The organism is Actinokineospora auranticolor, from assembly GCF_041897805.1.
Lineage (GTDB): Bacteria > Actinomycetota > Actinomycetes > Mycobacteriales > Pseudonocardiaceae > Actinokineospora > Actinokineospora auranticolor.
Genome location: NZ_CP154825.1, coordinates 7238713 through 7264753, shown reverse-complemented (window position 1 = coordinate 7264753; position 26041 = coordinate 7238713). Strand labels below are relative to the sequence as shown.

At 72.0% G+C, this 26041-nt stretch carries 25 protein-coding genes; 17 read left to right on the top strand and 8 right to left on the bottom strand.

Translation table 11 applies throughout. The features are described from left to right. Positions 1–1059: 1059 nt before the first annotated feature. The gene (locus tag V5P93_RS31640) at positions 1060–1458 is read left to right on the top strand and encodes a DoxX family protein (RefSeq protein WP_245931582.1); all 399 of its coding nucleotides are present in this window, start codon (positions 1060–1062) and stop codon (positions 1456–1458) included. A 281-nt stretch (positions 1459–1739) separates the two neighbouring features. Here the strand turns inward: V5P93_RS31640 and V5P93_RS31635 are convergent, their stop codons facing one another. Continuing rightward, positions 1740–2090, bottom strand: coding sequence for a hypothetical protein (locus tag V5P93_RS31635; RefSeq protein ID WP_104481647.1), 351 nt, complete (start codon positions 2088–2090; stop codon positions 1740–1742). 151 nt (positions 2091–2241) lie between these two features. Between V5P93_RS31635 and V5P93_RS31630 the strand changes: the two genes are divergently transcribed. The 9 genes from V5P93_RS31630 (at position 2242) to V5P93_RS31590 (ending at position 10628) form a co-directional block, all read left to right on the top strand. Next, on the top strand, positions 2242–3099 hold the full coding sequence (locus V5P93_RS31630) for a helix-turn-helix transcriptional regulator (RefSeq protein WP_104481646.1): 858 nt from the start codon (positions 2242–2244) through the stop codon (positions 3097–3099). Between the two features lie 215 nt (positions 3100–3314). Then, the gene (locus V5P93_RS31625) at positions 3315–3869 is read left to right on the top strand and encodes a hypothetical protein (protein ID WP_146108252.1); all 555 of its coding nucleotides are present in this window, start codon (positions 3315–3317) and stop codon (positions 3867–3869) included. A gap of 70 nt (positions 3870–3939) precedes the next feature. Continuing rightward, positions 3940–4401: a hypothetical protein gene (locus V5P93_RS31620; RefSeq protein ID WP_146108251.1), complete on the top strand. Its 462-nt coding sequence runs from the start codon at positions 3940–3942 to the stop codon at positions 4399–4401. Positions 4402–4831: 430 nt separating this feature from the next. Continuing rightward, positions 4832–5974: an efflux RND transporter periplasmic adaptor subunit gene (locus V5P93_RS31615; protein ID WP_104481643.1), complete on the top strand. Its 1143-nt coding sequence runs from the start codon at positions 4832–4834 to the stop codon at positions 5972–5974. Continuing rightward, on the top strand, positions 5971–6666 hold the full coding sequence (locus tag V5P93_RS31610; RefSeq protein ID WP_104481642.1) for an ABC transporter ATP-binding protein: 696 nt from the start codon (positions 5971–5973) through the stop codon (positions 6664–6666). The genes V5P93_RS31615 and V5P93_RS31610 overlap by 4 nt, the downstream gene beginning before the upstream one ends. Continuing rightward, a complete protein-coding gene (locus tag V5P93_RS31605; RefSeq protein ID WP_104481641.1) occupies positions 6663–7862 on the top strand; it encodes an ABC transporter permease in 1200 nt (399 codons plus the stop codon). The genes V5P93_RS31610 and V5P93_RS31605 overlap by 4 nt, the downstream gene beginning before the upstream one ends. 23 nt (positions 7863–7885) lie before the next feature. Next, a complete protein-coding gene (locus V5P93_RS31600) occupies positions 7886–8434 on the top strand; it encodes a hypothetical protein (protein ID WP_104481640.1) in 549 nt (182 codons plus the stop codon). Next, complete coding sequence (locus V5P93_RS31595; protein WP_104481639.1) at positions 8431–9126, top strand: response regulator transcription factor; 696 nt, start codon at positions 8431–8433, stop codon at positions 9124–9126. The genes V5P93_RS31600 and V5P93_RS31595 overlap by 4 nt, the downstream gene beginning before the upstream one ends. Further along, on the top strand, positions 9123–10628 hold the full coding sequence (locus V5P93_RS31590; protein WP_219824118.1) for a HAMP domain-containing sensor histidine kinase: 1506 nt from the start codon (positions 9123–9125) through the stop codon (positions 10626–10628). The genes V5P93_RS31595 and V5P93_RS31590 overlap by 4 nt, the downstream gene beginning before the upstream one ends. A 45-nt stretch (positions 10629–10673) precedes the next feature. Here the strand turns inward: V5P93_RS31590 and V5P93_RS31585 are convergent, their stop codons facing one another. The 7 genes from V5P93_RS31585 to V5P93_RS31555 form a co-directional block, all read right to left on the bottom strand. Further along, on the bottom strand, positions 10674–11723 hold the full coding sequence (locus V5P93_RS31585) for an ABC transporter ATP-binding protein (protein WP_104481638.1): 1050 nt from the start codon (positions 11721–11723) through the stop codon (positions 10674–10676). Beyond that, the gene (modB, locus tag V5P93_RS31580; RefSeq protein WP_104481689.1) at positions 11720–12487 is read right to left on the bottom strand and encodes a molybdate ABC transporter permease subunit; all 768 of its coding nucleotides are present in this window, start codon (positions 12485–12487) and stop codon (positions 11720–11722) included. The genes V5P93_RS31585 and modB overlap by 4 nt, the downstream gene beginning before the upstream one ends. A 17-nt stretch (positions 12488–12504) precedes the next feature. Beyond that, positions 12505–13284 carry a molybdate ABC transporter substrate-binding protein gene (gene modA / locus V5P93_RS31575; protein WP_104481637.1) on the bottom strand — a complete coding sequence of 260 codons (780 nt, stop codon included), beginning with the start codon at positions 13282–13284 and terminating at the stop codon, positions 12505–12507. Positions 13285–13357: 73 nt separating this feature from the next. Further along, positions 13358–13930 (bottom strand): hypothetical protein, encoded by a 573-nt coding sequence (locus V5P93_RS31570; RefSeq protein ID WP_104481688.1) that lies wholly within the window; start codon positions 13928–13930, stop codon positions 13358–13360. A gap of 54 nt (positions 13931–13984) precedes the next feature. Further along, positions 13985–14656, bottom strand: a complete 672-nt coding sequence (locus tag V5P93_RS31565; RefSeq protein WP_219824117.1) for a response regulator transcription factor — start codon at positions 14654–14656, stop codon at positions 13985–13987. Continuing rightward, positions 14641–15732 (bottom strand): hypothetical protein, encoded by a 1092-nt coding sequence (locus V5P93_RS31560; RefSeq protein WP_181043746.1) that lies wholly within the window; start codon positions 15730–15732, stop codon positions 14641–14643. Before V5P93_RS31560 ends, V5P93_RS31565 begins: the two co-directional genes overlap by 16 nt. After that, positions 15729–16886: a sensor histidine kinase gene (locus tag V5P93_RS31555; RefSeq protein WP_104481636.1), complete on the bottom strand. Its 1158-nt coding sequence runs from the start codon at positions 16884–16886 to the stop codon at positions 15729–15731. The genes V5P93_RS31560 and V5P93_RS31555 overlap by 4 nt, the downstream gene beginning before the upstream one ends. 214 nt (positions 16887–17100) lie before the next feature. On the opposite strand from V5P93_RS31555, the gene V5P93_RS31550 reads away from it, so the two are divergent. From V5P93_RS31550 to V5P93_RS31520, 7 genes are all read left to right on the top strand, one after another. Continuing rightward, positions 17101–17445, top strand: a complete 345-nt coding sequence (locus tag V5P93_RS31550) for a hypothetical protein (RefSeq protein ID WP_104481635.1) — start codon at positions 17101–17103, stop codon at positions 17443–17445. A gap of 320 nt (positions 17446–17765) precedes the next feature. Continuing rightward, positions 17766–18140 (top strand): DUF1508 domain-containing protein, encoded by a 375-nt coding sequence (locus tag V5P93_RS31545; RefSeq protein ID WP_181043745.1) that lies wholly within the window; start codon positions 17766–17768, stop codon positions 18138–18140. Positions 18141–18405: 265 nt separating this feature from the next. After that, positions 18406–19416: a phosphate ABC transporter permease subunit PstC gene (pstC, locus tag V5P93_RS31540; RefSeq protein ID WP_104481633.1), complete on the top strand. Its 1011-nt coding sequence runs from the start codon at positions 18406–18408 to the stop codon at positions 19414–19416. A 51-nt stretch (positions 19417–19467) separates the two neighbouring features. Beyond that, positions 19468–20643 (top strand): phosphate ABC transporter permease PstA, encoded by a 1176-nt coding sequence (pstA, locus tag V5P93_RS31535; protein ID WP_181043744.1) that lies wholly within the window; start codon positions 19468–19470, stop codon positions 20641–20643. Next, positions 20643–22340: a phosphate ABC transporter substrate-binding protein PstS gene (locus V5P93_RS31530; protein WP_104481632.1), complete on the top strand. Its 1698-nt coding sequence runs from the start codon at positions 20643–20645 to the stop codon at positions 22338–22340. The genes pstA and V5P93_RS31530 overlap by 1 nt, the downstream gene beginning before the upstream one ends. Before the next feature lie 26 nt (positions 22341–22366). Next, positions 22367–24955, top strand: coding sequence for a hypothetical protein (locus V5P93_RS31525; RefSeq protein ID WP_104481631.1), 2589 nt, complete (start codon positions 22367–22369; stop codon positions 24953–24955). Further along, positions 24952–25836 carry a sortase domain-bontaining protein gene (locus V5P93_RS31520; RefSeq protein ID WP_104481630.1) on the top strand — a complete coding sequence of 295 codons (885 nt, stop codon included), beginning with the start codon at positions 24952–24954 and terminating at the stop codon, positions 25834–25836. Before V5P93_RS31525 ends, V5P93_RS31520 begins: the two co-directional genes overlap by 4 nt. Positions 25837–26041: the final 205 nt, after the last annotated feature.

Sequence of the window (26041 nt, the reverse complement as noted above, 5' to 3'; positions counted from 1 at the left end):
GCTCGCCCGGCTTCCCTTGCTCGCCCGGCTTCCCTTGCTCGCCCGGCTTCCCTTGCTCGCCCGGCTTCCCTTGCTCGCCCGGCTTCCCTTGCTCGCCCGGCTTCCCTTGCTCGCCCGGCTTCCCTTGCTCGCCCGGCTTCCCTTGCTCGCCCGGCTTCCCTTGCTCGCCCGGCTTCCCTTGCTCGCCCGGCTTCCCTTGCTCGCCCGGCTTCCCTTGCTCGCCCGGCTTCCCTTGCTCGCCCGGCTCCCTTGCTCGCCCGGCTTCCCTTGCTCGCCCGGCTTCCCTTGCTCGCCCGGCTTCCCTTGCTCGCCCGGCTTCCCTTGCTCGCCCGGCTTCCCTTGCTCGCCCGGCTTCCCTTGCTCGCCCGGCTTCCCTTGCTCGCCCGGCTTCCCTTGCTCGCCCGGCTTCCCTTGCTCGCCCGGCTTCCCTTGCTCGCCCGGCTTCCCTTGCTCGCCCGGCTTCCCTTGCTCGCCCGGCTTCCCTTGCTCGCCCGGCTTCCCTTGCTCGCCCGGCTTCCCTTGCTCGCCCGGCTTCCCTTGCTCGCCCGGCTTCCCTTGCTCGCCCGGCTTCCCTTGCTCGCCCGGCTTCCCTTGCTCGCCCGGCTTCCCTTGCTCGCCCGGCTTCCCTTGCTCGCCCGGCTTCCCTTGCTCGCCCGGCTTCCCTTGCTCGCCCGGCTTCCCTTGCTCGCCCGGCTTCCCTTGCTCGCCCGGCTTCCCTTGCTCGCCCGGCTTCCCTTGCTCGCCCGGCTTCCCTTGCTCGCCCGGCTTCCCTTGCTCGCCCGGCTTCCCTTGCTCGCCCGGCTTCCCTTGCTCGCCCGGCTTCGTCGATTCCTCAGCGCCCTCCAACCCCAAGCGTCCCAACGCGTCCGCAGTGGCGTCCCACCCGACCACCACTCGAGCCCTCGCCGATCCCAGGAGTCTCCGATGAACACGCGACCCTCGTCCGACGACACCCACGCCAAGATCGACACCGCCCGGCCCGGACGACAGACCCCACCCTCCCAGGGGGGCACCCCGAAACCAGTCTATTGGCCGGGTGGTGGTGGGGAACCGCGCAAGCTGAGCCTGTGGACAAGTCAGGCGCATGTGGACAACCGCCTCGCGCCGGTTGTGCTCGCGGCGGTGCGGGTCGTGGTCGGCTTCCTCTACCTGTCCCGCGGCCTGCAGGGCTTCGGGCTCTTCGGGGGGATCGACGGGGTCGGCGGCGCGGTGGACCTGTGGACGTGGCCCGACTTCTGGGGCAGCGCGCTGGAGGTCGCTGGTGGGGGACTCGTCGTCCTGGGGTTGTGCACCCGCACCGCCGCGTTCGTCAGCTCCGGTGTGATGGCCTACGCCGTCCACGCCCCGATGGGGTTGCTGCCGCTGCAGAACATGGGCGAGCAGGCGGCGTTGCTCTCGTGGGTGTTCCTGCTGATCGCCGTGCTCGGCCCCGGCCGCTTCGCGCTGCGCCGGGGGTAGCGGGCCACGGGCCCCGGGCGCGAAACCGCCCGGGGCCTTTCCGCGTGGTCCTAGGACCATTCCGGTGGTCCGATGTTCGTGGCAAATTGCCAGTGTGTGCCATGACGTGGTTCACGCGGTCGAGGAAAGCGCAGGTAATCGTCACATATTCGTGGCCTACAATTAAACACAACATCAGTGATTTCGGCGGTTGCGAGTAGGGCTCCACCACAGCAAGCTGACCTGAACGGCCACCGATGGGATGACGAGTCCTAGGACCACCTGCCAGATTCCGCCGGTGCTCACGGGATCCACAGGGTGCTCGAGCGGATCACCAGGTTCGGGGCCCCCGGCTCGCCCGGGGCGGGCAGCGCGAGCAGGTCGGTGACGACCTCGGTCAGGTCCGTGCCGTCCTTCATCCACACCACCCCGTCGCCCACCAGCCGGTTGGCCAGGACGTGGTGGCGGTCGAAGACGAACACCGCGTCGGTGTGGCTGTCGGTGCTGTTGGTCGCGGCGACGGCCACCAGGTCGTCGTTCTCCTGCAGGAGGTGGAAGCGCCAGTCGTGGTCGCGCAGGTCGAGGAGAATCGCCAGTTCCGGGAACCGGCGCACCGCCTCCGCCGCCGTGATGGGATCGCGCGTGGCTGCCATGTGAACTCCGCTCTCGTGTGATCTACAATCGGAAACCGATTGCCCAGAGTTTGTGACCTCGAGCCGGGTCCGGCCACGCGATTGCAGGCCCTGCAACTGGTTATTCCAACGGTGTGGGTGGTGACGGGTTGTCACCAGACGGGGAGAACACATGTCGAAAACGCCGAAAGCGGTCGCGCTCGGTCGGGCGCTCCGTCAAGCGCGGGAGCAGCGGCGGGTCTCGTTGCGGGACTTCGCCTTCAGGATCGACCGGGACGCGCCGACGCTGTCCCGCTGGGAGACCGGTGACCGCGTCCCCCGGCCGGAGCAGGTCGCCCGCATCCTCGCCGCGCTGCGGGTCCGGGGTGAGCGCTTCGACCGGATCATGGCCCTGACGCAGGGGATCGACCTGCCGCAGTGGATCACGACGGACCCGGTGGAGCGCGGCGAACAGCGCGCGGCGTACCTGGCGTATGAGCAAGGTGCATCCGGGATAGTGCAGATCAGTCCCTTGCAGATACCGGAACTCCTGCAGACGGAGGAGGTGGCGACCGCGATCGCGACGGCCTCCGGCGTCCCGCTGCCGGACGTCCCCCGCCGCACGGCCGACACGCTCGGCCGTGCCACGGCGGTCACCCGGCAGCAACCCGCCCGGCTCACCGCGCTGATCGGGTTGTCCGCGCTGCACCAGAACGTCGGCGGCCCGGAAGCCGGGTTCGAGCAGCTGCGCCACCTGGTCGAGATGGCCAAGCTGCCCAACGTCGAGGTGCTCGTCGTCCCCTTCGGCCTCGGCTGGCACCCAGCCCTCGACGGCGCCTTCTCCCTGCTGGAGTCGTCGGCGAGGGACACGGTCGCCTTCGTCGAGACCCGGGTGACCACGCTCTGGCTGCACCGGTCGGAGGACGTCCGCACCTACCAGCGCGACGCCGACGCGATCCGCGCCCTGGCCCTGAGCCCGCTGGAATCGCTGCGCACCATCACCGACACCGCCCAGCGGCTGCGCGCGAGCGGGAAGGCGCGCGCGAACTGACCATCCGATAAGGACTGTCGCTTGTGGCCGCTTGAGATCGGTGCCGCCGGGGTGCGCCGGCGGCACCGCGAGATCCGCCGATCGGCGACAGCCCGGGCAAGAGCAGCGCGGTGGGGCAGTCGGCCTGATTTCGTGGGACAGCGACGTGCGGAAGCGGCCACGAAGACCCGGCGGTGGAGGAGGATGGTCAGGGTAGGGGGACATGGTGGGGCAGCGTGATCCCTGGGCCGCGGGAGCTGTTCGACAGGGCCCTGGGTAGCGGCACCCGTTCGGGAGGAACCGTCGTGGTCGTGTTGGGCAGGCAGTGGTGGCTCACCCTCTTCTGGGCCTTCCTCACCCTCCTCTGCCCGCTCTTCGTTCTCGCCACCTACCAAGATCTCCATGACCGCGCCGATCCCGTCTTCCTCGGCACCACCGTCGTCGCGACCGGCTTGGCCCTGTGGTGCGCGAACCTCGTGCGCGCCGTGGGTCCGGTGCGGATCAAAGACGGACGGCTCACCTGCACCACCACGTGGCGCCACCACCGGATCGAGCCCGCGGAGATCTCCGGCTGGCGGTGGGTCCGTCCGCCCCGATCCTCGCTGGCCCGGTTCCTCGGGCTGAGCTACCTGGCCGTCAAACTCGTCGACGGCCAGGTGCTCCCACTGCGGTGGCACCTCGTCCGGTTTCCCTGGGGTACGGGCACCCCCGCCCACACCGCGCTCCTGGACTTCCTCGGCGCCGAGAAGTTCAGCTCCCGCCGGGTGCCCTGGTCCGTGGAGATCGGGTGAGGATTCGAAGGAGATCAAGCCGTTCGCCGCCGAATTGAGGTGTTATCGGAGGTGGACCGGGGAGGATCTGATGCGCGTAGTGGGCCTGGTGGTGATTTCGGCGCTCTTGTTGACCCTCGCGGGCTGCACCGGCACGCGGCTGTTCGGCGGCGACGGGGTCGGCGGCCCCTGCCTGGAGGAGCACGACGCCACCGCCGCGCGGCTGCGGCAGAACGAGATGGTCACCGACGTGATCCCGCCGGGCGCGGTGCCCGGGGAGGTCTGGGTCATCAAGCCCTGTGACGACGAGGGCTACTTCGGTGGCGTCGAGATCCGGATGTCCGGGGCCGACGGCGGCATGCCGCGGACCCGCGCTTTCTACCGCGCGGAAGCGGCCAAGCGCGGGTGGGAGCCCAAAGACGGTCGCGGGGATGGCCTCTGCTTCGAGCACCCTGACGAGCCTGACGTGCTCCTGCTGGTCAACTCCGTCTCCGACGACACCTTCTCCGTCATGCTCGCCTTCGGCCCCCGCCCCTGGACCTGCGCGACCTGAACGGTTCCCCGATCACCACCAGGGAGTTGGCATCGCCGCCCGACCCTCGACCACACCGGGTTCAAGCTGCGCGTGGTCTCAAGGGCGTCACCCCGGCATGGCACGGCATCCAGTCCTGGTGCGTTTGCGGCAATTCCGCCCACTCGCTCGACCGATGGACAATGGCGTCCATATCCGGAGTCGCGCATGCGTCTGCTCGTAGATCGCTCTCGTCGGCACAGTGCGCAGTGGTCTTTTTCGCTGTCCATCGTGGACGGTACGAGTTCGCTGAGTGATCCGCGCTTGATGCCCCTGAGGGGGCCGGTCGAAGTGATCGGGCGAGAACGTCGGGCGATGCCCGTGGTTGTTCGGCCAGGTCGAGCGCGGTTCACAGGAAACTGCCGGCTTTCTCGTAGGTGCGCCACAGCGACGCGCGCGAGGCTTTCGGGTCATGAGACGTGGGTTGGTGGTGAACGGCATCTTGGCCGTCGTGCTCGTGGGGGCGGCGGTGGCGGGGTACTTCGTGTTGTTCGGCGGTGGCACCGAGACAGCGGCCGCCGCGCAGACGCGGACGGCGGCGGCGCAGACTCGGGACGTCAGCGAGACGGTGACGGCTGCCGGGACGGTGGCCAGCGGGTACACCGGCACCGCCTCCTTCGGCACGTCCGGCACGGTCGCCGCGGTGAACGTCAAGGTCGGCGACGTGGTCACCAAGGGCCAGACCCTCGGCACGCTGGAGACCTCCGAGCCCAAGCTCCAGCTCACCATCGCCCAGAACAACCTCAACCAGGCCGTCACCAACCGCGGTGACGCCGAGGCGGCGGGGAAGGACACCGACCAGCTCGACAACCAGGTCAACCAGGCCGTTCTCGCCCGTGACCAGGCAAAGGCCGCCCTCGCCGCGACGACCCTGACCGCGCCCGGTGACGGCACCATCACCTCCGTCGGTGTCACCGTCGGCGCCAAGGCGGGCTCGGGGGGCGGTGGCAGTTCGAGCACCACGACCACGACCGCGTCCGGCGACTTCGTCATCACCGACCTGAAGAACCTGACCCTGCACGCCGACGTGGCCGAGAGCGACGTCAGCAAGCTCAAGGTCGGCCAGGCCGCCACGGTCACCGTCAACGCCCTGCCGAACCAGCCCATCCAGGCCGCCGTCGCCGCGGTGGACCTGCTGCCCACGTCGTCGAACAACGTCGTCCAGTACGGCACCACGCTGACCATGACCAGCCCACCCGCCACCCTCAAACCCGGCCAGTCGGCCAGCGTCTCGATCACCGTGGCCAGCGCGACCGGCGCGCTCGCCGTGCCGTCCGCCGCCGTGCAGACCGTCGGCACGACCAGCACCGTCACCGTGCTGGAGAACGGCCAGGAGACCCGCCGCACCGTCGAGGTCGGTGTCCGGGGCGACTCGTACGCCCAGATCACCTCGGGCCTCAGCGAGAACGAGCAGGTCGTGCTGCCCCAGGTCGCCACCGGCACCACCCAGCAGGGCAACAACAACCGCAACGGCAACGGCGGCTTCGGCGGTGGCGGGTTCGGCGGCGGGGGCGGCGGCGTCCCGGCGGGCGGGCGCACCGGCGGCGGGCGATGACCCCCGCGATCGAGGTCCGCGACCTGCGCAAGACCTACGGCAGCGGCGACACGGCCGTGCACGCGCTGCGCGGGCTCGACCTCACCGTCGACCGCGGCGAGTACCTGGCGATCATGGGCGCGTCCGGCTCCGGCAAGTCGACGCTGCTCAACGTGCTCGGCTGCCTGGACGTGCCGACCTCCGGCCGCTACCTGCTCGACGGCATCGACACCGCCGAGTTCGGCGAGGCCCAGCTCGGCCTGCTGCGCAACCGCAAGATCGGGTTCGTGTTCCAGTCGTTCAACCTGATCCCGCGCACGACCGCGCTGGCCAACGTCGAACTGCCCCTGGTCTACGCGGGGGTGCGGCGCGCCGAGCGCAGGCTGCGGGCGAACGCGGCGCTGCGCCTGGTCGGGCTCGCCGAGCGCGCGCACCACCGGCCCAACGAGCTCTCCGGCGGCCAGCAGCAGCGCGTGGCGATCGCCCGCGCCCTGGTCACCGGCCCCGCGATCGTGCTGGCCGACGAGCCGACCGGCAACCTCGACACGCGCAGCAGCCAGGAGGTCATGGGCATCCTGGACCGCCTGCACGCCAGCGGCCGCACGGTCGTGCTGATCACCCACGAGGACGACGTCGCCGCGCACGCCAACCGGGTCGTGCGGGTCGTCGACGGGCGGATCGTGGAGAACCGGTTCACGGGGGTGCTCGCGTGAGGTTCACCGAGGTCTTGGCCTTCGCCGTGCGCGGGGTCACCGCGAACAAGCTGCGCTCCGCCCTCACCACGCTCGGCATCCTGATCGGCGTCGCGTCGGTGATCCTGCTGATCGCGGTCGGCAACGGCGCGTCGGTGTCGGTGCAGCAGAGCATCGCGGGCCTGGGCACGAACGTGCTCACCATCTCCCCGCAGCGCGCCCAGGCCGGGTCCAGCGCCCGACCGCTGACAGTCGACGACGCGACCGCGCTGGCCGACCCGGTCGAGGCGCCCGCGGTGAAGTCGGCGTCGCCGGTCGTGTCGACCTCGGCGACCGCCGCGCACGCGGACGTCAGCCACAGCGTCTCGCAGTTCCTGGGCACCGACCCGGCCTACTTCGAGACCACCAACAGCGCCGTCGCGCAGGGCTCGCCGTTCAGCGCCGACGACGTCGCCCAGGGCCGCAAGGTCGTGGTCATCGGCGCGACCGTGGCCACCGAGCTGTTCCCCGGCGCCGCCCCGGTCGGCCAGACGATCCTGGTCAACAACATCCCGTTCACCGTGGTGGGCGTGCTGGCGAGCAAGGGCTCCAGCGGACTCCAGGACGCCGACGACACCGCCGTGGCGCCGCTGAGCACCGTGCGCAACGCGCTCACCGGCTACGGCAGCCTCTCGCAGATCGTCGTGCAGGCCACCGGCCCCGACGCGCTCACCGCGGCCCAGGCCCAGGTCACCACGATCCTCGACGGCCGCCACGGCATCGGCTTCGGCGGCACGGCCGACTACCGGGTGCTCAGCCAGGAACAGCTGCTCACCGCGCGCACCGCCACCACCGACACGTTCACCGTGCTGCTGGCCGCCGTCGCGGCGATCTCGCTGCTGGTCGGCGGGATCGGCGTCACCAACATCATGCTGGTCACGGTCACCGAGCGGATCCGGGAGATCGGCATCCGCAAGGCCGTCGGCGCCCGGCGCTCGTCGATCCTCGGCCAGTTCCTGCTGGAGGCGACGATGTTGAGCCTGTTCGGCGGCGCGCTCGGCGTGGCCGCCGCGTTCATCGGCGCGCAGTTCACCATCGCGGGCATCACGCCGGTGATCGTGCCGTCGTCGGTGCTGCTCGCCTTCGCCGTGTCCGCGCTGATCGGCCTGTTCTTCGGCAGCTACCCGGCGGGTCGGGCCGCGCGCCTGCGCCCCATCGAAGCCCTCCGGCACGAGTGACCCCAGGAAAGAAGGAGTGGACCGTGACCACACCAGTGGACCCGGAGCAGACGCTGGCCCAACCGGTCGGCGGTGACCTGGACCGCGAGCTGCGCACCGCGGGCAAGGGCGTGAGCAAGGTGACCGTCGGGCTGGGCATCGCCGCGCTGGTGCTGCTGTCCTTCGGCGGCGGCGCGCTGGCGCACAAGGCGTTCGCCTCGAACGGCACCCCGTCGGCGACCGCGGGTCCCCGGGCCGGTGGCTACGGCGGCGGGTTCCCCGGCGGCTACGGCGGCCGTGCCGGGCAAGGCGGGCAGAACGGGCAAGGCGGGCAGCCCGGCGCGGGTGGCATGGGCGGCCGGGGCGGCACCGCGGGCACCATCGACCACGTCGAGGGCACCACCGTGTACGTCAAGACCCAGGACGGTAAGGTCGTCAAGGTGTCCACATCGGACTCCACCGTGGTCGACCTGGTCGACGTGGGCAAGCTCGCCGACCTGGCGCCCGGCGACACCGTCGTCGTGCAGGGCCAGGCGGGCGACGACGGCTCCGTCACCGCGCGCACCCTCACCCGCAGGCAGGCGGCGGGGTGAGCGGCCGGGCGTCGCTGCTGGTCGTGGAGGACGACGCGGCCATCCGCGACCTGCTCGCCACCAGCCTGCGCTTCGCCGGGTTCGACGTGGCCACCGCCGCCACCGGCGACGACGGCCTGCGCCAGGCCGAGAAGCTGCGCCCCGACCTGGTGCTGCTCGACGTGATGCTGCCCGACCGCGACGGCTTCGACGTGCTGCGCAGGCTGCGCGCGGGCGGTCAGGGCGTGCCGGTGCTGTTCCTCACCGCGCGCGACGCCAACCACGACAAGATCACCGGTCTGACCCTCGGCGGCGACGACTACGTGACCAAGCCGTTCAGCCTGGAGGAGGTCATCGCCCGGGTGAACGCCGTGCTGCGCCGCACCCGCCCGGTCGAGGGCGAGCCGGAGCGGCTGCGGGTCGCCGACCTGGAGCTGGACGTGGACAGCCACGTCGTGCGGCGCGGCGGCAGGCCGGTCGAGCTGTCCCCGACGGAGTTCAAGCTGCTGCACTACCTGCTGCGCAACGCGGGCCGGGTGGTGTCCAAGGCGCAGATCCTCGACCAGGTGTGGAACTACGACTTCAACGGCGAGGCCGGTGTGGTCGAGTCCTACATCTCCTACCTGCGCCGCAAGGTCGACGACGGCACCGGCGGCGCCGTGCGGCTGATCCACACCGTGCGCGGCTTCGGCTACGTGCTGCGGGCCCCGTGACGGCCGTCGGCCGGGTCCGGGCCGCGTTCGGCAGGCTGCCGCTGCGGGTGCACCTGGTGCTCGTGGTGGTGGTGCTGGCCGCGGCCGGGCTGCTGGGCACCTGGGCGATCGGGTCCCAGGTCATGCGCGACTACCTGCTCGGCCAGGTCGACGCCCGGCTGGACCGGATGAGCGCGCAGGCCCAGCGGCAGCTGGCGGGCGGGTTCACCCTGCCGCGCGGCAACCGGGACTTCGCGTTCCCCCAGCTGGAGGTCGTGCTCCTGCGGCGCGCCGACGGCAGCGCCGTCGACCTGGGGCGCCGGGACAGCACGACCCGCCCGCGGCTGCCCGCCTTCGGGTTCGCGGGCTCGTACGCCACGGTCGACTCGGCGGACGACTCGGGCCCGCGCTGGCGGGTGCTGGTCCGCCCGCTGGTCACCCCGGTCGTGGTGGACGGGACGGTCATCGCGAGCACCTCGGGGAGCACGGCGGCCGAGGTCGTCGTGGCCGTCGGCCAAGCCGACGTCGACGCGGCCGTGGACGACCTGCAACGCACGTTCCTGCTGATCAGCCTGGGCGCGCTGGTCCTGCTCGGGGTCACCGGGTACGCGCTGGTCCGGCGCAGCACCCGGCCGCTGGAGGAGGTCGAGGTCACCGCCGAGGCCATCGCCGCGGGCGACCTGTCCCGGCGCGTCCCGGTCCGGCGGCCGGGCAGCGAGGTCGGCAGGCTCGCGGTGTCGCTCAACGGCATGCTCGGCCAGATCGAGCAGGCCTTCCACGCCCGGTCCCGCTCGGAGGAGGCGGCCCGGGTCTCGGAGGGCCGCATGCGCCGGTTCGTCGCCGACGCCAGCCACGAGCTGCGCACCCCGCTGACCTCGATCCGCGGGTACGCCGAGCTGTACCGGCAGGGCGCGGTCACCGACGTGGGCGAGGTGATGGGCCGGATCGAGGGCCAGTCGGAGCGGATGAGCGGCCTGGTCGAGGACCTCCTGCTGCTGGCGAGCCTGGACCGCCAGCGGCCACTCGAACTCTCACCCGTTGACGTGACGGTAATCGCCGTCGACGCGGTCAGCGACGCCCGGGTCGTCGCCCCGGATCGCCCGATCGCCCTACACCTGGACGGTTCCGGCGAGCCTGCCCTGGTGCTGGGCGACGAACAGCGGCTGCGGCAGATCGCGGCGAACCTCGTGGGCAATGCGGTGAAGCACACGCCCGTGGATACCGGTGTGGAGGTGCGCACGCGGACAACGGAGACGTCGGTCGTGCTGGAGGTGGCGGACCGCGGCCCCGGCCTGACCCCCCAGCAGATCGAGCGCGTCTTCGAGCGGTTCTACCGGGCCGACCCGTCCCGCAGCCAGGACAGCGGCGGGGCCGGGCTGGGGTTGGCGATCGTCGCGGCCCTGGTGGAGGCCCACGGTGGTGTGGTCGAGGTGATCTCCGAACCAGACCGGGGGGCGACCTTCCGGGTGACGCTGCCCCGGCTGACGAGCGATCCGGCGGGAGCGGGGTCGGGAGCGGACTGACGAACCCTCCCGGCCCTGCCACACGGATCGGCGTTCTCCCGAGACTCAGGCCCGCGGGTACGTCTGGATTTCCGTCGCCTTGAGGGCGGCCCACACCCGGGTACCGGGCGCCAGCCCCAGCTCGGCGATCACCGCCGGGGTCACCTCCGCGACCACCGACGGCGCGCCGTCGAGGTGGAGGCGGACGGTGTGGGCGTGCTGCTCCATCCCGGCGACCGCCACCTCCCACGTGTTGCGCGGGCTGCCGCTCGGCCGCTCCGGGTGCAGGCTGATCGCCGTCGGGGGGAACGCCGCGTGCACCGGTCCGGCGGCGGGTTCGGCGACGATCAAGGTCCCGCCTGTGTCGAGGGCGACCGCGGTCCCGTCCGCCTGCCCGCGCAGCAGGTTGAGGCCGACCAGGTGGGCGACGTAGTCGGTGGCCGGTTTGCGGGCGATCACCGCGGGTTCCCCCGATTGGGTGATCCTGCCGCCCTCCACGACCACCAGCCGGTCCGCCAGGACCATCGCGTCGAGCGGGTCGTGGGTGACCAGGACCGCGCACCCCGGGAACTCGCGCAGGTGGCGGCCCAGTTCGGCGCGGACCCGCGGCCGGGTGCCCGCGTCCAGGGCGGACAGGGGTTCGTCGAGCAGCAGCAGGTCGGGGTGGGTGACCAGGGCCCTGGCGAGCGCGACCCGCTGGGCCTGGCCGCCGGAGAGCTCGCGGGGGCGGGCGTCCGCGTACGGGGTGAGGTCGACCGCGTCGAGCTGGGCCCGCGCGGCTCGGCGGGCGGCTTCCCGGTTGACGCCACGGGCGCGGAGGCCGAAAGCGACGTTTTCCAGAACCGGCATATGGGGGAATAGCAGGTAATCCTGGAATACGACCCCGACCGCGCGGCGCTCGGGCGGGACGAAGGTCGACGGGGGTTCGTCCCACGTCGTGTTCAACCGGATATGACCGCTCCGCAACGGCAGCAGACCGGCCAAGGCGCGCAATACCGTGGTCTTGCCCGCCCCGTTGGGACCGAGCAGCGCCACCGTTTCACCCGGTTGGACCAGCAGGGGGACGTCGGCCTCGAAGGTGCCGCGTCCGGTGCGCACGTGGGCGTCGAGGGTCATCCGCCGATCCACCGCTCCCGCAGGCTCGCCAGCACCGCCACCGACACCGCCAGCAGCACCACGCTGAGCACGATCGCGGCCTCGGGGTCGGTCTCGAGCGCGAGGTAGACCGCCAGCGGCATCGTCGTCGTCTTCTCTGGGAAGTTGCCCGCGAAAGTGATCGTGGCACCGAACTCGCCGAGCGCGCGCGCCCAGCACAGGACCGTGCCCGCCACGACACCCGGCGCCACGGACGGCAGGGTGACGCGGCGGAACGCGTACCACCGCGAAGCGCCGAGGGTGGCGGCGGCTTCCTCGAACCGGGGGTCGGCGGCGCGGAGCGCGCCCTCGACCGAGATGACGAGGAACGGCATGGCGACAAAGGCTTCCGCGACGACGACCCCGGCGGTGGTGAACGGCAGCGAGACACCGAACCAGTCGTCGAGCACCTGTCCGACCGGGCCCCGGCGGCCGAGCGCGAACAGCAGCGCGGCGCCGCCGACGACCGGGGGCAGCACGAGCGGAACCGTGACCAGCGCCCGGATGAAGCCGCGCCCCGGGATGTCGCCGCGGGCGAGCACCCAGGCGAGCGGTACCCCCATGAGTACGCAGAGGACGGTGGCGAGGGTGGCGCAGACCAGCGAGAGTTCAAGCGCGTCAAGGACTTCAGGGCTGGTCAGGCGTTGGGGGAGGGTCGACCACGGTGCCTTGGCGAGGAGGCCGATGAGGGGGACGACCAGGAACGCGAGGCCCAGTACCGCGGGGACGACGAGTACCGGCGGCATGGACCCGCGGTTGGCCCTCACGCCGCGGCGAACCCGGCGTCAGCGAGCACGGACTTGCCCTTGTCCGACAACACGTAGTCGACGAACGCCTTGGCCCCCTTGGCGTTGGGCGCTTTCTTGAGCGCGGCGATCGGGTAGTCGTTGACCGCCTTGTCGGCCTCGGGGAACTCGATCCCCTCGACGGAAGCCCCCGCCGCCTTGACGTCCGTCCGGTAGACGAGTGCGGCGTCGACCTCACCGAGCCGCACCTTGGTGAGCGCGGCCTTCACGTCCTGCTCCAACGTGTCCGGCGCGGCGGTGATACCGGCCGCGGTGAAGACCTTCTTGGCCGCGGCGCCACAGGGCACCTGCTCGGCGCACAAGGCGATCTTCTTGCCCGCGTCGGCGAAATCCTTGAGCCCGGCGACCTTTCCCGGATTACCCTGCGGGACCGCGATTTCCAGCTTGTTGCGCGCGAAAGCCGTCGGCGACACCGCGTCCGCCACCTGCTGCATGTTGGCGGGCGCGGCCGAGGCGAACACGTCGACGGGCGCGCCCTGGGTGATCTGCTGGGCCAGCGCGGAACTGCCCGCGAAGTTGAAGGTCACCTTCACCCCGGGGTTGGCCGCCTCGAAATCCTTCCCGATCCGCGTGAACGACTCGGTCAACGACGCCGCCGCGAACACCGTCACGGTCCCGGTGACACCCGTACCCGGGGCGCTGCTCCCCGTTGGTGTCCCACCACTCCCGGTCGACGATTCGCTACACCCGGCAACGAGCAACCCCACGCTCACCAGGGCGGCAACTAACCGGCGCACGACAACCTCCCGTAGATGCGGATCCCGGACGCAGCCTAACCCCGCAGATGCGGTTGGACCACGGCCCGGGCGCTCAGGCCGAGGTCGGGTGCAGGCGTGGCCGGTAACCCGCCGCCAGGACCGCCGCCGTCGAGGGCGGGGTCAACATGGCCACCGCGCTCGACGGCACCGGCAGGCGGTCCGCGTAGCCCGACGGTGTCCACCGAGCCAATCGGTCACCGGTCACCAGCCAGCACTCGTCGTCCAATGCCACGAACGCGCCCGCGGGCGGGTCGACGGTCTCCGTGGCCCGGCCTCTTTCCCGGGCCAATTCCCGGTCGATCTCGTCCGCCCGCCGACCGGTCCCCGGCCACAACCGCCGGAACTCCCGATAATCCCCATGCCTGCACTCCGCGCACGGCCGGTGCCCGGCCGCGAAAGCCACCGCCTCGTCGAGGAAGAAGAGTTCCGTGTACCGGCCCGGCGCCATCACCTCGCGGCGCCGCCCCCGGAACTCCACCTCGCACGTGATCCACCGCCGAACCTGCGAGTTCCGCACTATCCGGCCGGTGTCGTCGTGCAGAACCCCGCGATTGCCCATCATCGTCCCACGGGCGGCCGTCGAGATCAGGTTTCCGGCGGGGGTAACCCGGTTCTGCCGCGTCATGCGCACAGCACAACACCGAATCCACCGGACGTCCGGCGGATTCGCGACATCACCCTATTCCGCGGCGTGCGACCGGTACTCCCCGATCTCGTCCGCCCGGATCAACCCGTCCTCGATGGCCCTGGCCAACAGCGCCGTCTTGGTCGGCGCGGGCCTGCCCGACTTCGCGTACTTCACCCGGGCCCGGTCGATGTACTGCCGGACCGTGGCCTCGCTCAGGTTCATCCGCTTGGCCACCGAGGCCTTGGACATCGACTGGAACCACAGCAGCAGCGCCGTGCGTTCCCGTTTGGACAGTTGCGGCGCCTTCTCGTCGGACAGCAACGCGCCCGCCACCGACGGCGTCACGTACGGCCGGTCCCGCGCCGCCGCGATGATGGTGTCCACGCAGTGCCCGCGGCCCTCGTGCTTCGACAGGAACGCCGACGCCCCCGCCTCCAGCACGGTCAGGATCGTGTCCGGGTCGTCGAGCCCCGAGTACACCACCACCCGCCGCCCCGCCGTGCACAGCTCCGCGACCCGGTCGGTGGCCACCACGTCGCCGAGGTGCAGGTCGAGCAGGACGACGTCGGCCGCGCCGCCCGGGCCCGCCAGCACGTCATCGATGCTGTCCCCGGCGGCGACCACCACCGCCCGGCGCTCCGGGTCGGCCTCGATCCAGGTGCTCACCCCGTCGATCACCACCGGGTGGTCCTCGATGATGGCCACCGTCACTGGGTGCGCCACACCGTCTCCAGCCACAGGTTCTCCCCCTCTCGGTCCTGGGTCAGCCGCACCCCCGGCCGCGGCCGGGCGGCCACCTCGGGGGCGTCGGCGACCACCGCGATGGCCACCTCGCCGTCGGCGGAGACCACCGTGACGCGGGCCGTGGTGCGGGCGGTGCTCAGCGCCATGATCGGGGCCTCGGTCAGCGCGCGGCGGAACTCCACCGGTAGTTCGGGCACCGTACCGACAACCGACAGCGTCACCACCACCCCCCGGCGCTCCGCGACGTCCGCGCCCGCCCGCAGCTCGTGCAGCAGCGGGTCCGGCACGTCGTCGGTCTCCGCCAGGAGACGCCGCAGCCGGGCCGCGCCCGCCAGGCAGCGGTACCGCACGGCCGGGTCCGCCGGGTCCGCGCCCGCCGCCAGCTCGCCGAGCAGCGCCGCCGTGGTGCGGTGCAGTTCCTGGTACCGCTGCGCGCGCGAGGCCGCCACCGCCTCCGCCGCCGCGCGTTCCGCCGTCGCCTTGGCCCGGGCCGCCGAACTCGCCGCCGCCCAGCCCGCCGCGGTGCCCAGGCCGTGCGCGCCGACGCTGTAGCCGATCTGCAGCGTCACCGCGCCGAACACGACCATGATCGCGCGCGAGACGTGCTCGCTGCCGGTCACGTCGAAGGTGACCATGGACACCGCCAGCACCACCGCGTTGGCCACCGAGAACGCGACCAGGTGCCGCACCGGGTGCCACCAGAACAGCACCACGGCCAGCCAGCCCACCGCGCCCCAGGCCCAGTTCGCGGGCCGCAGCAGGTTCTCGTCCGGCGCCGCGGCCACCAGCAGCACGTCCAGCGCCAGCGCGCACACCGCCAGCGGCCAGGCGAACCGGTGTGACCGGTCGCGCAGCAGCCAGGTCGCCGCCACGCCGATGGCCAGGAACAGCACCCAGGCCAGCGCGGCCAGCCACCGTCCGGAGTAGACCGACCAGCTGCTCACCGTCGAGGTCAGGTCGTAGCCCAGGTGCCAGCAGGTCACGACGACCACGGCCGCCACCATCGCCCCGTGCGCGTAGCGCTCGGCCACCACGACCGACGACTCGGTGCTCACGCGGGCCACCGCAGCGTGACCGTGGTGCCGCCGGAGTTCGACGACACGTCCGCGTCGCCGTCCACCGCCCGCATCCGCCCGACGATGCCCTCCCGCACCCCGTAGCGGTGCAGCGGCACCTCCGCCGGGTCGAAACCCGCGCCCGTGTCGGACACCACGACGCACACCGCCGCCCGCTCGGCGTGCTGGCGCAGCCGCGCCGACGCGACCCCGGCGTGCCGGGCGATGTTGGTCAGCGCCTCGGCCACCGCCTCGGCGAAGGCCGCCGCCACCCGCAGCGGCACCCGGCACGGCACCAGGTCGCAGTCGACCGCCACGGCCGAGGAGTCCACCGCGGCCTGTAACTGCGGGCGCAGGTCGACGTCCGTGCCGGACTCGTTGAGCTCGCCCAGGTTCTCGATGACCAGCAGGTCCGCCGCCGCCCGCGCGCGCAGCCCCGGGGTGGACGCGGTGATCCCGCCGGTGCCGACGGTGGTCAGCGTGGCCAGCACGGTGTCGTGCAGCTTGCGGTTCTGCGCCCGCTCGTCGGCCCGCCTGGCCCGCAGCACGGCGGCGGCCCGCTCGGTCTCCCGCAGCTCGGCGAGCGCGTCGTCGGCCAGCGCGGCGGCGTGCCGCAGCAGCGTCATCAGCGCCGCCGACGCGGTGATCTGCACCAGGTAGATGCCGATCGTGCCGGGCACCGCGCCCGCCCCCGCCTGCCAGGTGCCCAGCACGTGCGCGGCGGCCAGCCCGAGACCCGCGGGCACGGCGACCCGCGGCCGCCAGGCCAGGCTCGACACGATGATCGTCATGCTGGTCAGCTCGTCGACCCAGCTGATCCCGCCGACCAGCAGCGACTCGGGCACCAGCCACGGGATGCCCGCGCACAGCAGCGTGGTCACGGCGATGTCCGCGGCCATCACCGGCGCGCGCAGCCCCCGGCGGACCGCCAGCCACGCGAACACCGCCGACCAGACCAGGTTCAGCGCGACCGCGGGCAGCAGCCACGACGGCCGCACCGGCGGCGCGGCACCCGCCAGCGCGGCGACCGCGCCGGTGGCCGCGACCGCGACGCGCATCGCCGCGGCGCAGCGGGCGATCAGCCGGTCGAGCGCGACCCGCGCCGCGCCCGCTTCCGGGGTCGATGGGGCGTTCGCTGGAACCTTCCCTGGCACCTTGGTGAGATCGAGCGCGGGGTCGGGTGTGTTTCTTTCCCCCGGTCGGCGTGTCGGTCGATCGGCTGTCAGCCGAACAACCGTCATCCGCCCTCCCGGTGGGGACCGCTCTACTGGAGGACGCGTCGGCCGCGTGCGCGTTGTCCCGATCCGCACCCGGGGTCCGAGTCGAATCCGGGCCGGTGCCGCGCCGGAGAGTGGACTGGGGGCAGCGATGGGCGCCGGGCGGGTACCGGGCGAGGCCGCGGTGATCGCGCGGCTGGCCGCCGCCGTCGGCGGGATCTCGGCGGCCGCGGCCCGCGCGGTGGGCGACCCGCCGGACTGGGGGTGGGCGGGCACCCGGGCGGGCGACCTGTCCCAGGGCTTCACCGTGGTGGCCGAGGCGGCCGGGCTGGCCGTCGGCCTGCGCTGGTTGATCTCGGTGCTGCACCCGGACCCCGGGGTGGTCGGTCTGGTCGCGGTGCTGCGCGGGTTGCTCGGCGCGGTGGAGACCGGGGAGCCGCACCGGGTCATCCTGCACGCGGTGGCCGCCGTCGAGACCGCCGTCGCCACCCCCTGAGGCCGATCCCACCGTCACCGCGCCATAGTGCTCGCCCGATTGACGCCGGGGGTGAAACCGAGTCGAACTCACCATTTCCCCGCACGCCGGCCCGGTCCACTTGATCACGGGAGCGTGAACGCCCCCACTCCGCCCGGTGTTACCCGGCGACGGAAGGGAACCGTTATCGGGCAAGGGAAATGCTTTGGGCGGTTCATCCGATGTAGGTTGTCGCCATAGCTCTCGGGCAGTCCCGGAATCACCCGCATTCGGGTTACCGCGTTTGCTCCATCCGCCGCCTCGGCGCCGATTGTGGCTCGTTCTAGGGAAAGGGAATCCGCGTGGCGCGCTTCCAGTGCTATCGGGTCGACGGCTCGGGGGTCCGGTGGCGGCTGCTCGGCGGCAACAACCGGGTACTCGGCCTGGGCATCGGCGAGCACCGCAACCGCGACGAGGCGCTGGTCGAGATCGACCGGGTGCGCCGGGTGGCCGGGGTGGCCTGGGTCGAGGTGCAGCACGCGGAGAACGGCCAGTGGTGGTGGCGGCTGTGCGTGGAGGCCGGGGAGATAGTCCAATCGGCACAGGGGTTCGCCCGCCGGATCGACGCCGAGCACGCCGCCGCCCGGTTCCAGGTCGGCGCTCCCGACGCGGAGGTCACCCCCGTGGTCGCCGTCTTCAACCACAGCCGCCGGGGCAGGATCGCGCGCTTCGGTTAGGCAACCCCGACGGTCCGCACTGGTCGGATCGCCCGTGCGTCGACGTGCCCACTCGCCCGCGTTCCGGTTGGCGTGCCGAGTCGGGACGGTGCCGGGTGGCGGGAGGAAGTGAACACCGACGTGTTGGGGCAGCGGCTGGTTGTCCGGTGGTTCACCTTGGTCACCGAGGTACTTCACCCTGCGGTGTTCGGATGGGACCCGCGCGGGTCGGTACCCCTGGCCCGTACCGGCAAACCCGATCCAGCAGCCGAGGAGTGCGCGCGCCGTGAGCGGTACGGAAGAGGCGTCACCGGTCGGAACCGCCGACCGGCCGCGCCGGGTGCGGGTGCGGCCCACCGGTGACGACCGGGTGTTCCGGGCCGTCGCGCGCGGCACCGGGGTGCTGGTGCTGGTGCTCACCGCGGGCATCGGCGCCTTCCTGGCGATCCGCTCCAGCGACGCGTTCGCCGCCTACGGCTGGGACTTCTTCACCGAGACGCAGTGGAACCCCGAGGTCAACCGGCTCGGCATCGCGGCGGTCCTGCCGGGCACCATCGTGGTCGCGCTCATCGCGATCGCGGTGTCGTTCCCCCTGGCCATCACGACCGCGCTCTACATCTCGGAGTACGCGCCGCCGCGGGTCAAGTCGGCGCTGGTGAGCGTGCTCGACCTGATGGCCGCGGTGCCCAGCGTCGTCTACGGCCTGTGGGGCTTCTACTTCCTCCAGGACGAGATCATCTACCTGGCCCGCTGGCTGCACCAGGCGTTCGGGTTCCTGCCGTTCCTCAGCGTCGGCACCGACCCGGACGCGGCCAACTGGGCGGAGTCGCGCTACACCTCGTCGGCGTTCATCGCGGGCGTGGTGGTGGCCATGATGGTGCTGCCGATCACCGCGTCGATCATGCGCGAGGTGTTCTCCCAGGCCCCGGTCGGCGAGCGGGAAGCCGCGCTGGCACTGGGATCCACCCGCTGGGGCATGATCCGCTCGGTGGTGCTGCCGTTCGGCCGGGGCGGGATCGTCGGCGGCACCATGCTCGGCCTCGGCCGCGCGCTGGGCGAGACCATCGCCGTGGCGATGATCATCTCACCGGCCTTCGACCTGGACTTCCGGATCCTGGAGAACGGCGCGATCACCGTGTCCTCGCTGATCGCCCTGCGGTTCGGCGAGTCCTCGGCGCTGCAGCTGTCCGCGCTGCTGGCCGCCGGACTGGTGCTCTACGTGTTCACCCTGGTGGTCAACACCCTCGCGGCGATCGTGGTCTCCCGCAGCCGCAGCGGATCGGCGACGGACCTCTAGCGAACCCATGCGGACACCGGAGCCCAGGCGGAGACAGGAGCCGAAGGCGAGATGACCCGAACCCTCCCCGAGCACGAGCGCGTCGACGGGTTCGACGACGACCGCGACAGCCACGACACCGCTGACCGCGGCCACGACGACGGCGACCACACCGACGACACCGACCGCTTCCCCCGCGTCGACGAGGACGAGCCCCGGCGCGTGATCCGCGCGCGCGGCCCGGCGGACCGCGTCGCGCTGATCGGGTCGGCCGCCGCCGGGTTCGCCCTGGTCTGGGTGGTCTACCAGCGGCTGCTGCCCACCTCGGGCCTGCTCGGCTTCGCGGTCTGCTGGTACGCGGCCTTCCTGCTCGTCTACACCCTGGTCACGCTCCAGCGCCACGGCGCGGTCGAGGTGGTCGACCGGATGGCCGCGGTGGTGGTCCGCACCGGCGCCGCGCTGGTCGGCGCCAGCCTGGTGCTGGTGATCGGCTACACCATCATCAGCGGCCTCGACGCCATGCAGTACGCGAACTTCTACACCGAGGAACTCATCTACACCGACCCCGCAGACCTGCGGCAGGGCGGCATCCTGCACGCCGTGGTCGGCACGCTGGAGCAGCTGGCCATCTCGGTGGCGATCACGCTCCCCCTCGGCATCGCCTGCGCGGTCTACCTGACCGAGGTCGGCGGCAGGCTCGCCAAGGTGGTGCGCACGCTCATCGAGGCGATGACGGGCCTGCCGTCCATTGTGGCCGGGCTGTTCATCTACGTCGCCGCCATCCAGCTGCTCGGCGTCCAGCGCAGCGGGTTCGCCGCCGCGCTCGCGCTGAGCGTCATGATGCTGCCCATCATCACCCGGTCGGCCGATGTGGTGCTCCGGCTGGTGCCCAACGGGTTGCGCGAGGCCAGCCTGGCGCTGGGGTCGTCGCAGTGGCAGACGATCTGGCGGGTCGTGCTGCCCACCGCCCGGCCCAGCCTGGCCACCGCGCTGATCCTGGGCGTGGCGCGCGGCGCGGGCGAGACCTCGCCGGTGCTGCTCACCGCGGGCTACAGCCAGTTCCTCAACGCCAACCCGCTCGTGGACTGGCAGACCTCCCTGCCGCTGTTCGTCTACCAGGTCTTCCGGCTGCCGGACGAGGCGATGGCCGCCCGGGCCTTCGGCGCCGCGACGGTCCTGCTCCTGCTCGTGCTGCTGCTGTTCGTCATCGCCCGGCTGGTCGCCAGGGGCAAGCGGGGCGAGCGCTGATGTCGGTCAACCGAAAGTGGGTCAGCACCGTGTGGTCCGTCCGTTTCCCCGCCGCGCGCCGTGCGGTCGCGCTCGGGGCCGCCGCCTCGGTGGTGGCCACCGTCGCGCTCGCGAGCCCGGCGGCGGCGCAGCCGTACGAACCGATCCGCGGTTCCGGTTCGACGTGGAGCGCGAACGCGCTGGGCACGTGGATCGGTGACGTCTCGGCCAACGGCATCCGGGTCAACTACGAGGCCGTCGGCTCCACCCGGGGTCGGACCATGTACGCCCAGCGGCAGACCGTGTTCGGCGTCTCGGAGATCCCGTTCCAGCAGGGCGCCGACGACCGCGGCGTGATCGACGACTCCGGCGGCCGGGCCTTCGGCTACATGCCGATCGTGGCCGGTGGCACCGCGTTCATGTACAACGTCAAGGTCGGCGGCCAGCCCTACCGGGGCCTGCGGCTGTCCACCGAGACCGTGGTGAAGATCTTCACCGGGGCGATCACCAACTGGAACGACCCGCAGATCACCCGGGACAACAACGGGTTCGCGCTGCCCGCCCGGCCGATCATCCCCGTGGTCCGCTCGGACGGCTCCGGCACGACCGCGCAGTTCACCACCTTCATGGACAAGCGGTACCCGGACCTGTGGCGCCCGTTCTTCGGCCGCTCGGGGCTGACCTCGTACTACCCCAACCCGGGCAACAAGTTCATCGCGCAGAACGGCAGCGACGCGGTCGCGGGCTACGTCTCGGCGAACTACGGCGACGGCGCCATCGGGTACGTCGAGTACTCCTACGCCAAGAACAAGCGCGACTGGCCGGTCGCGAAGATCCTCAACGAGGCGGGCTACTACACCCTGCCCACCGACTACAACGTCGCCGTCGCGCTCACCAAGGCGCGCATCGAGACGCAGAACCACGACCCCAAGGTCTACCTGACCCAGATCCTCGACGGCGTCTACACCGACCGGGACCCGCGCACCTACCCGCTCTCCTCGTACTCGTACATGATCGTTCCCGCGCAGGACGACCAGCAGGCGCCACCCGACCCGCCGATGACCAGGGAGCAGGGCCGCACCCTCTCGGCGTTCGCGTTCTACTTCCTCTGCGAGGGCCAGCAGAAGGCGGGCGCGCTCGGCTACTCGCCGCTGCCGCTGAACCTCGTGCAGGCCGGGTTCGACCAGGTGAAGCGGATCCCCGGGCACGAGGAGCGGTTCCTCGACCCGTCCCGGTGCAACAACCCGACCTTCGACCCGGCCAACCCCAGCCGCAACGTGCTCGCCGAGCGCGCCCCCAACCCGCCGGACTGCGACGCGACCGGGAAGGGCCCGTGCCGCGAGGGCGGGCAGGCCGGTCCGGCGGGCAACAACGGCGGCGGCGGGGGCGGCGGTGGCAACGGCAACCGCAACAACGGCAACGGGGCCAATGCCCCTGGGGCGAACAACCCCGGCACCGGGGGGACCAGCCCGGGCGCGAACGGCAACACCGTGCCCGGTGCGGGTGGTGCCGTCGACCCGGAGACCGGTCTGCCCGTCGGGTCGTCGTCCGACGGTGCCGCGAGCGGCGCCGCGTACGGGACCGCCACCGAGCTGGCCGCGTTCCGCGAGGACTCCAGCACGTCCCTGTTCGGCGGGATCGCCGCACTGGAGCTGCTGGTCCTGCTCGTCCTGCCCGCCCTCGTCGCCCGGGCCATCCGCAGGCGGCGGCAGTCATGAGAACGCTCCACAAGGGACGGTTGACGATGAAGACCAGCGACCCCCGGCCGCGCCGGGTGACCCGCCTGCTGGCCGCGGTCGGTCTCGTGCTGGCCACCGGCTCGTTCTCGCTCGCCGCGCAGCTGCCCGCCGCGGCCCAGGCCGACTCGGGGGTGACCAAGGAGGTCACTTTCGAGAACGGCGACAAGGGCCGGGTGACGGTCAACAAGACCGAGAACATGCGCCGCGAGACCGTGCGCGTCGAGTGGTCCGGGTTCCTGCCCACCAACAACGTCAGCGGTCTGCCGTTCAACGCGTTGCAGCCCAACAGCGAGCGGATGCCGGTGGCGGTCATGCAGTGCCGCGGCAAGAACCCGACGCGCGAGCAGTGCGTCTGGTACGAGTACGGCGCCGACCGCTACGCCCTGGAGTTCGACCCGGCCGAGGCCGCGACCGACGGCGTCTACGAGACCGGCTACGTGCCGTTCGTCGACACCAAGGGCGAGACGCACTACCTCGACGACTGCCCGCCGGTCGGCGGCGAGTGCGGCGACGGCATCACCGACCACCCGGGCGACTGGTTCACCTTCGGCAGGCAGGCCCGCCTGGCCTTCACCGGCGCCGACGGCAAGGGCGCCATCGACTTCGAGGTCCGCACCGGCGACGAGATGCCGAACTCGCTGGGCTGCGGCCGGGTCATCGTCCCGGGCACCGCGCCGATCGAGTGCTCGCTGGTCGTGGTCCCGGTCCGGCCGATGCCGTGCACCAGCCCGGACGTCCCGGCGGGCTGCCCGGACTCGATCTCCGACGACTACACCCTGCTCAACAGCTACGTGATGGCGATGTCGGGGTCGAACTGGAAGAACCGCTTCGTCTTCCCGCTGGACTTCCTGCCGCAGGAGGGCTACTGCCCGCTCGACGCCAACGCGCGACTGCCCATGGCGGGCAGCGAGATCGCCGCGGAGGCGGTGTACCGGTGGATCCCCGCGCTGTGCACCGGCGCGGCGGCGATCCCGTCCAGCTACACGCCGGTCGGCGAGGGCGAGGCGCGCCGCCAGTACCACCAGGGGTTGCAGAGCTTCGTGGTGGGCAGCAGGCCGGTGCGGCCGGAGGACACCGACCGGGCCACCGCGCACGCGCCGCTGTCCATCGGCGGGTTCGTCTTCGCCTACATGATCGACCGGCCCGACAACCAGCAGCAGGTCACCCACCTGCGGCTCAACGCCCGGCTCGTGGCCAAGCTGATCACCCAGAGCTACCGCGGCCGCTGGGGCGGTGAACCCGACCTGAGCGGTGTCGACCCGACGACCCGGTTCCTGCCCAACCAGCCGGAAACCCTGTTCGGCGACCAGGAGTTCCTGTCGCTGAACCCGGACCTGACCGGCCTGATCCTCGACAGCACGATGTCGACCCCGCTGCTGGTGACCGGCGACGGCGACCTCCCGCACGCGGTGACCTCGTGGCTGCTCGCCGACCCGGACGCGGCGGCCTTCCTGAAGGGGACGCCGGACCAGTGGGGCACGAAGGTCAACCCCGCGTTCCTCGACTGGCCGACCCCGGCCGACCAGTTCGACTACCGGGACACCTTCGTCGGCAACCGCGACGCGCGCCCGGCCAAGGACGGGCAGTGCACGGTGACCAACCCGACCACCGGCGCGGAGGAGCGGTACACCTGCGCGCGGCACGCCGCCCAGCTGCACGAGCTGCTGGCCCAGCGGTCGTCCAAACTGCGCGACATCGGCACGAACCTGCTGAACGGGCAGACGTTGCAGAGCACCGAGTGGGACCTCAACGCCGGTGTCTGGAAGCGCCCGGCCCCGCAACGGCTCGGTGGCCGCTCGCTGATCGGCATCACCGACTACGCGACCGCGCTGCGGTACCGGGTCCCGGTGGCCGAACTGGCCAACGGCAAGGACGCGACGGGTCGACCGGTGTTCGTCACGCCCAACGACCAGAGCATGCTGGCCGCCGTCCGCTCGGGTGTCCTGGACCAGACCACGGGCACCATCGGCCTCGACTACACCAAGCTCGGCGCGGCCGCCTACCCCGGTACGACCATCGACTACGCGGCGGTCGCCACCACCGGCCTGACCGCGCCCACCGCCGACCGGTACGCGAAGATCCTCGAGTTCGCGGCGAGCCCGCAGGCCCAGACCACCGGCCCGAACCTGGGTGCCCTGCCGCTGGGCTACCTGCCGCTGCCGGAGGAACTGCGCGTCCAGACCCGCACCGTTGCCACAGCCGTGCGGGAGCAGAAGGCGGCGGTCCCCCCGCCGCCGTTCACCGACCCCAAGACGATCGGCACCAGCGGCGGGGCAAGCGCGCGGGGTTCGGTTGGCAACACCGTGAACGCGGCTGGTGGCAACAACAACAGCGCACCCGCGGCGGGCCCGGCCGCCCAGGCCGCGGCCCCGGCGGGCGCCGCCCCGGCGAACGCCGAGCAGGCCACGGCGAAGCGCGCGGTGGTGAACACCCAGGCCGACCGCAGCGGTTTCCTGAAGTGGGGGCTGCCGATCGCCCTGGCCCTGGGTCTGCTGGCGGCCGTCGCGGTTCCCCTCGGCTGGTTGGGTTCCCAGCCCGGCACGCCCGTCAACCGCTTCTTCCTGGGCCTGCGAGACGCGGTGCGCCGCCGATGACGATGGTCCGAACACGGCCCACGGAGGTGCTGACCGGCCGCAGGTCACTGCCCGTGGCCTTGGTCGCGGTGGCCACCTTGGCCGGTCTGGCTCTGGGTTTCGTGGCTTTCGCCTTCCTGCTGACGCCTTTGCAGGCGAACCACGAGCAGGACCGGCTGTACGACCAGCTGCGGGAGCAGTTGGGTGAGGCCACCGCCGCGCCCTTCAGCGCCGACGGGCCGCTCCGGGTGATCGAGCCGGGAACCCCGGTCGCGGTGCTGGAGATCCCGGCCCTGGGGCTGCGGAAGGTGGTGGTCGAGGGGACGACGTCGGGGGACCTGACGGCGGGCGTCGGCCACCGCCGCGACACGGCCCTACCGGGCCAGTACGGCGTTTCCCTGGTCTACGGCCGCCGCGCGGCCTACGGCGGCCCGTTCGGCGAGGTGGTGAACCTGGTTCCCGGCAACGAGATCCACGTGGTGACCGGCCAGGGGACGTTCACCTACCTGGTGGACGGCACCCGCCGGGACGGCGACCCGGTCCCGGCCCCGCTGACCGACGGCGGCGCCCGGCTGACCCTGGTGACCGCGTCCGGCAGGCCGTTCATGCCGGAGTCCACAGTGTACGTGGACGCGACCCTGGCGGAGGGGGACGCGCAACCGGCCCCCGTCCGCCGCCCCCAACTGGTCCCACCGGACGAGAAGGCCATGCGCTCGGACCGCGCGGCCGTCCCCCTGCTGGCCCTGTGGATCCCGGCCCTGGGCTTGGCGGTGGCGGCCACGGTGTGGCTGCGACACCGCTTCGGCCGGGCGGAGGGTCTGCTGATCGGCGTCCCGATCTGCCTGGCCGTCCTGTGGAACGTCTACGACACTGGCCTGCGACTCCTGCCCAACCTCCTGTAGCGAAGCGAACTGTGGGACATGAGCGCAGGCGCAGATGGATCCATTGTGTACAGTTCTATGCGCTCCTCTGGTCCGAGCTCGACCAGCGTTGCGAGATCGCGCCGGTTTCTGGACTGAGCGGTTTCGCGCGGCCCCCGGCCGTGCGAAACCGGGAGGGAAGAAATCGGCTCAAAGGCGATCTCGCCGCCTCGGCGAAGCCGAGGCC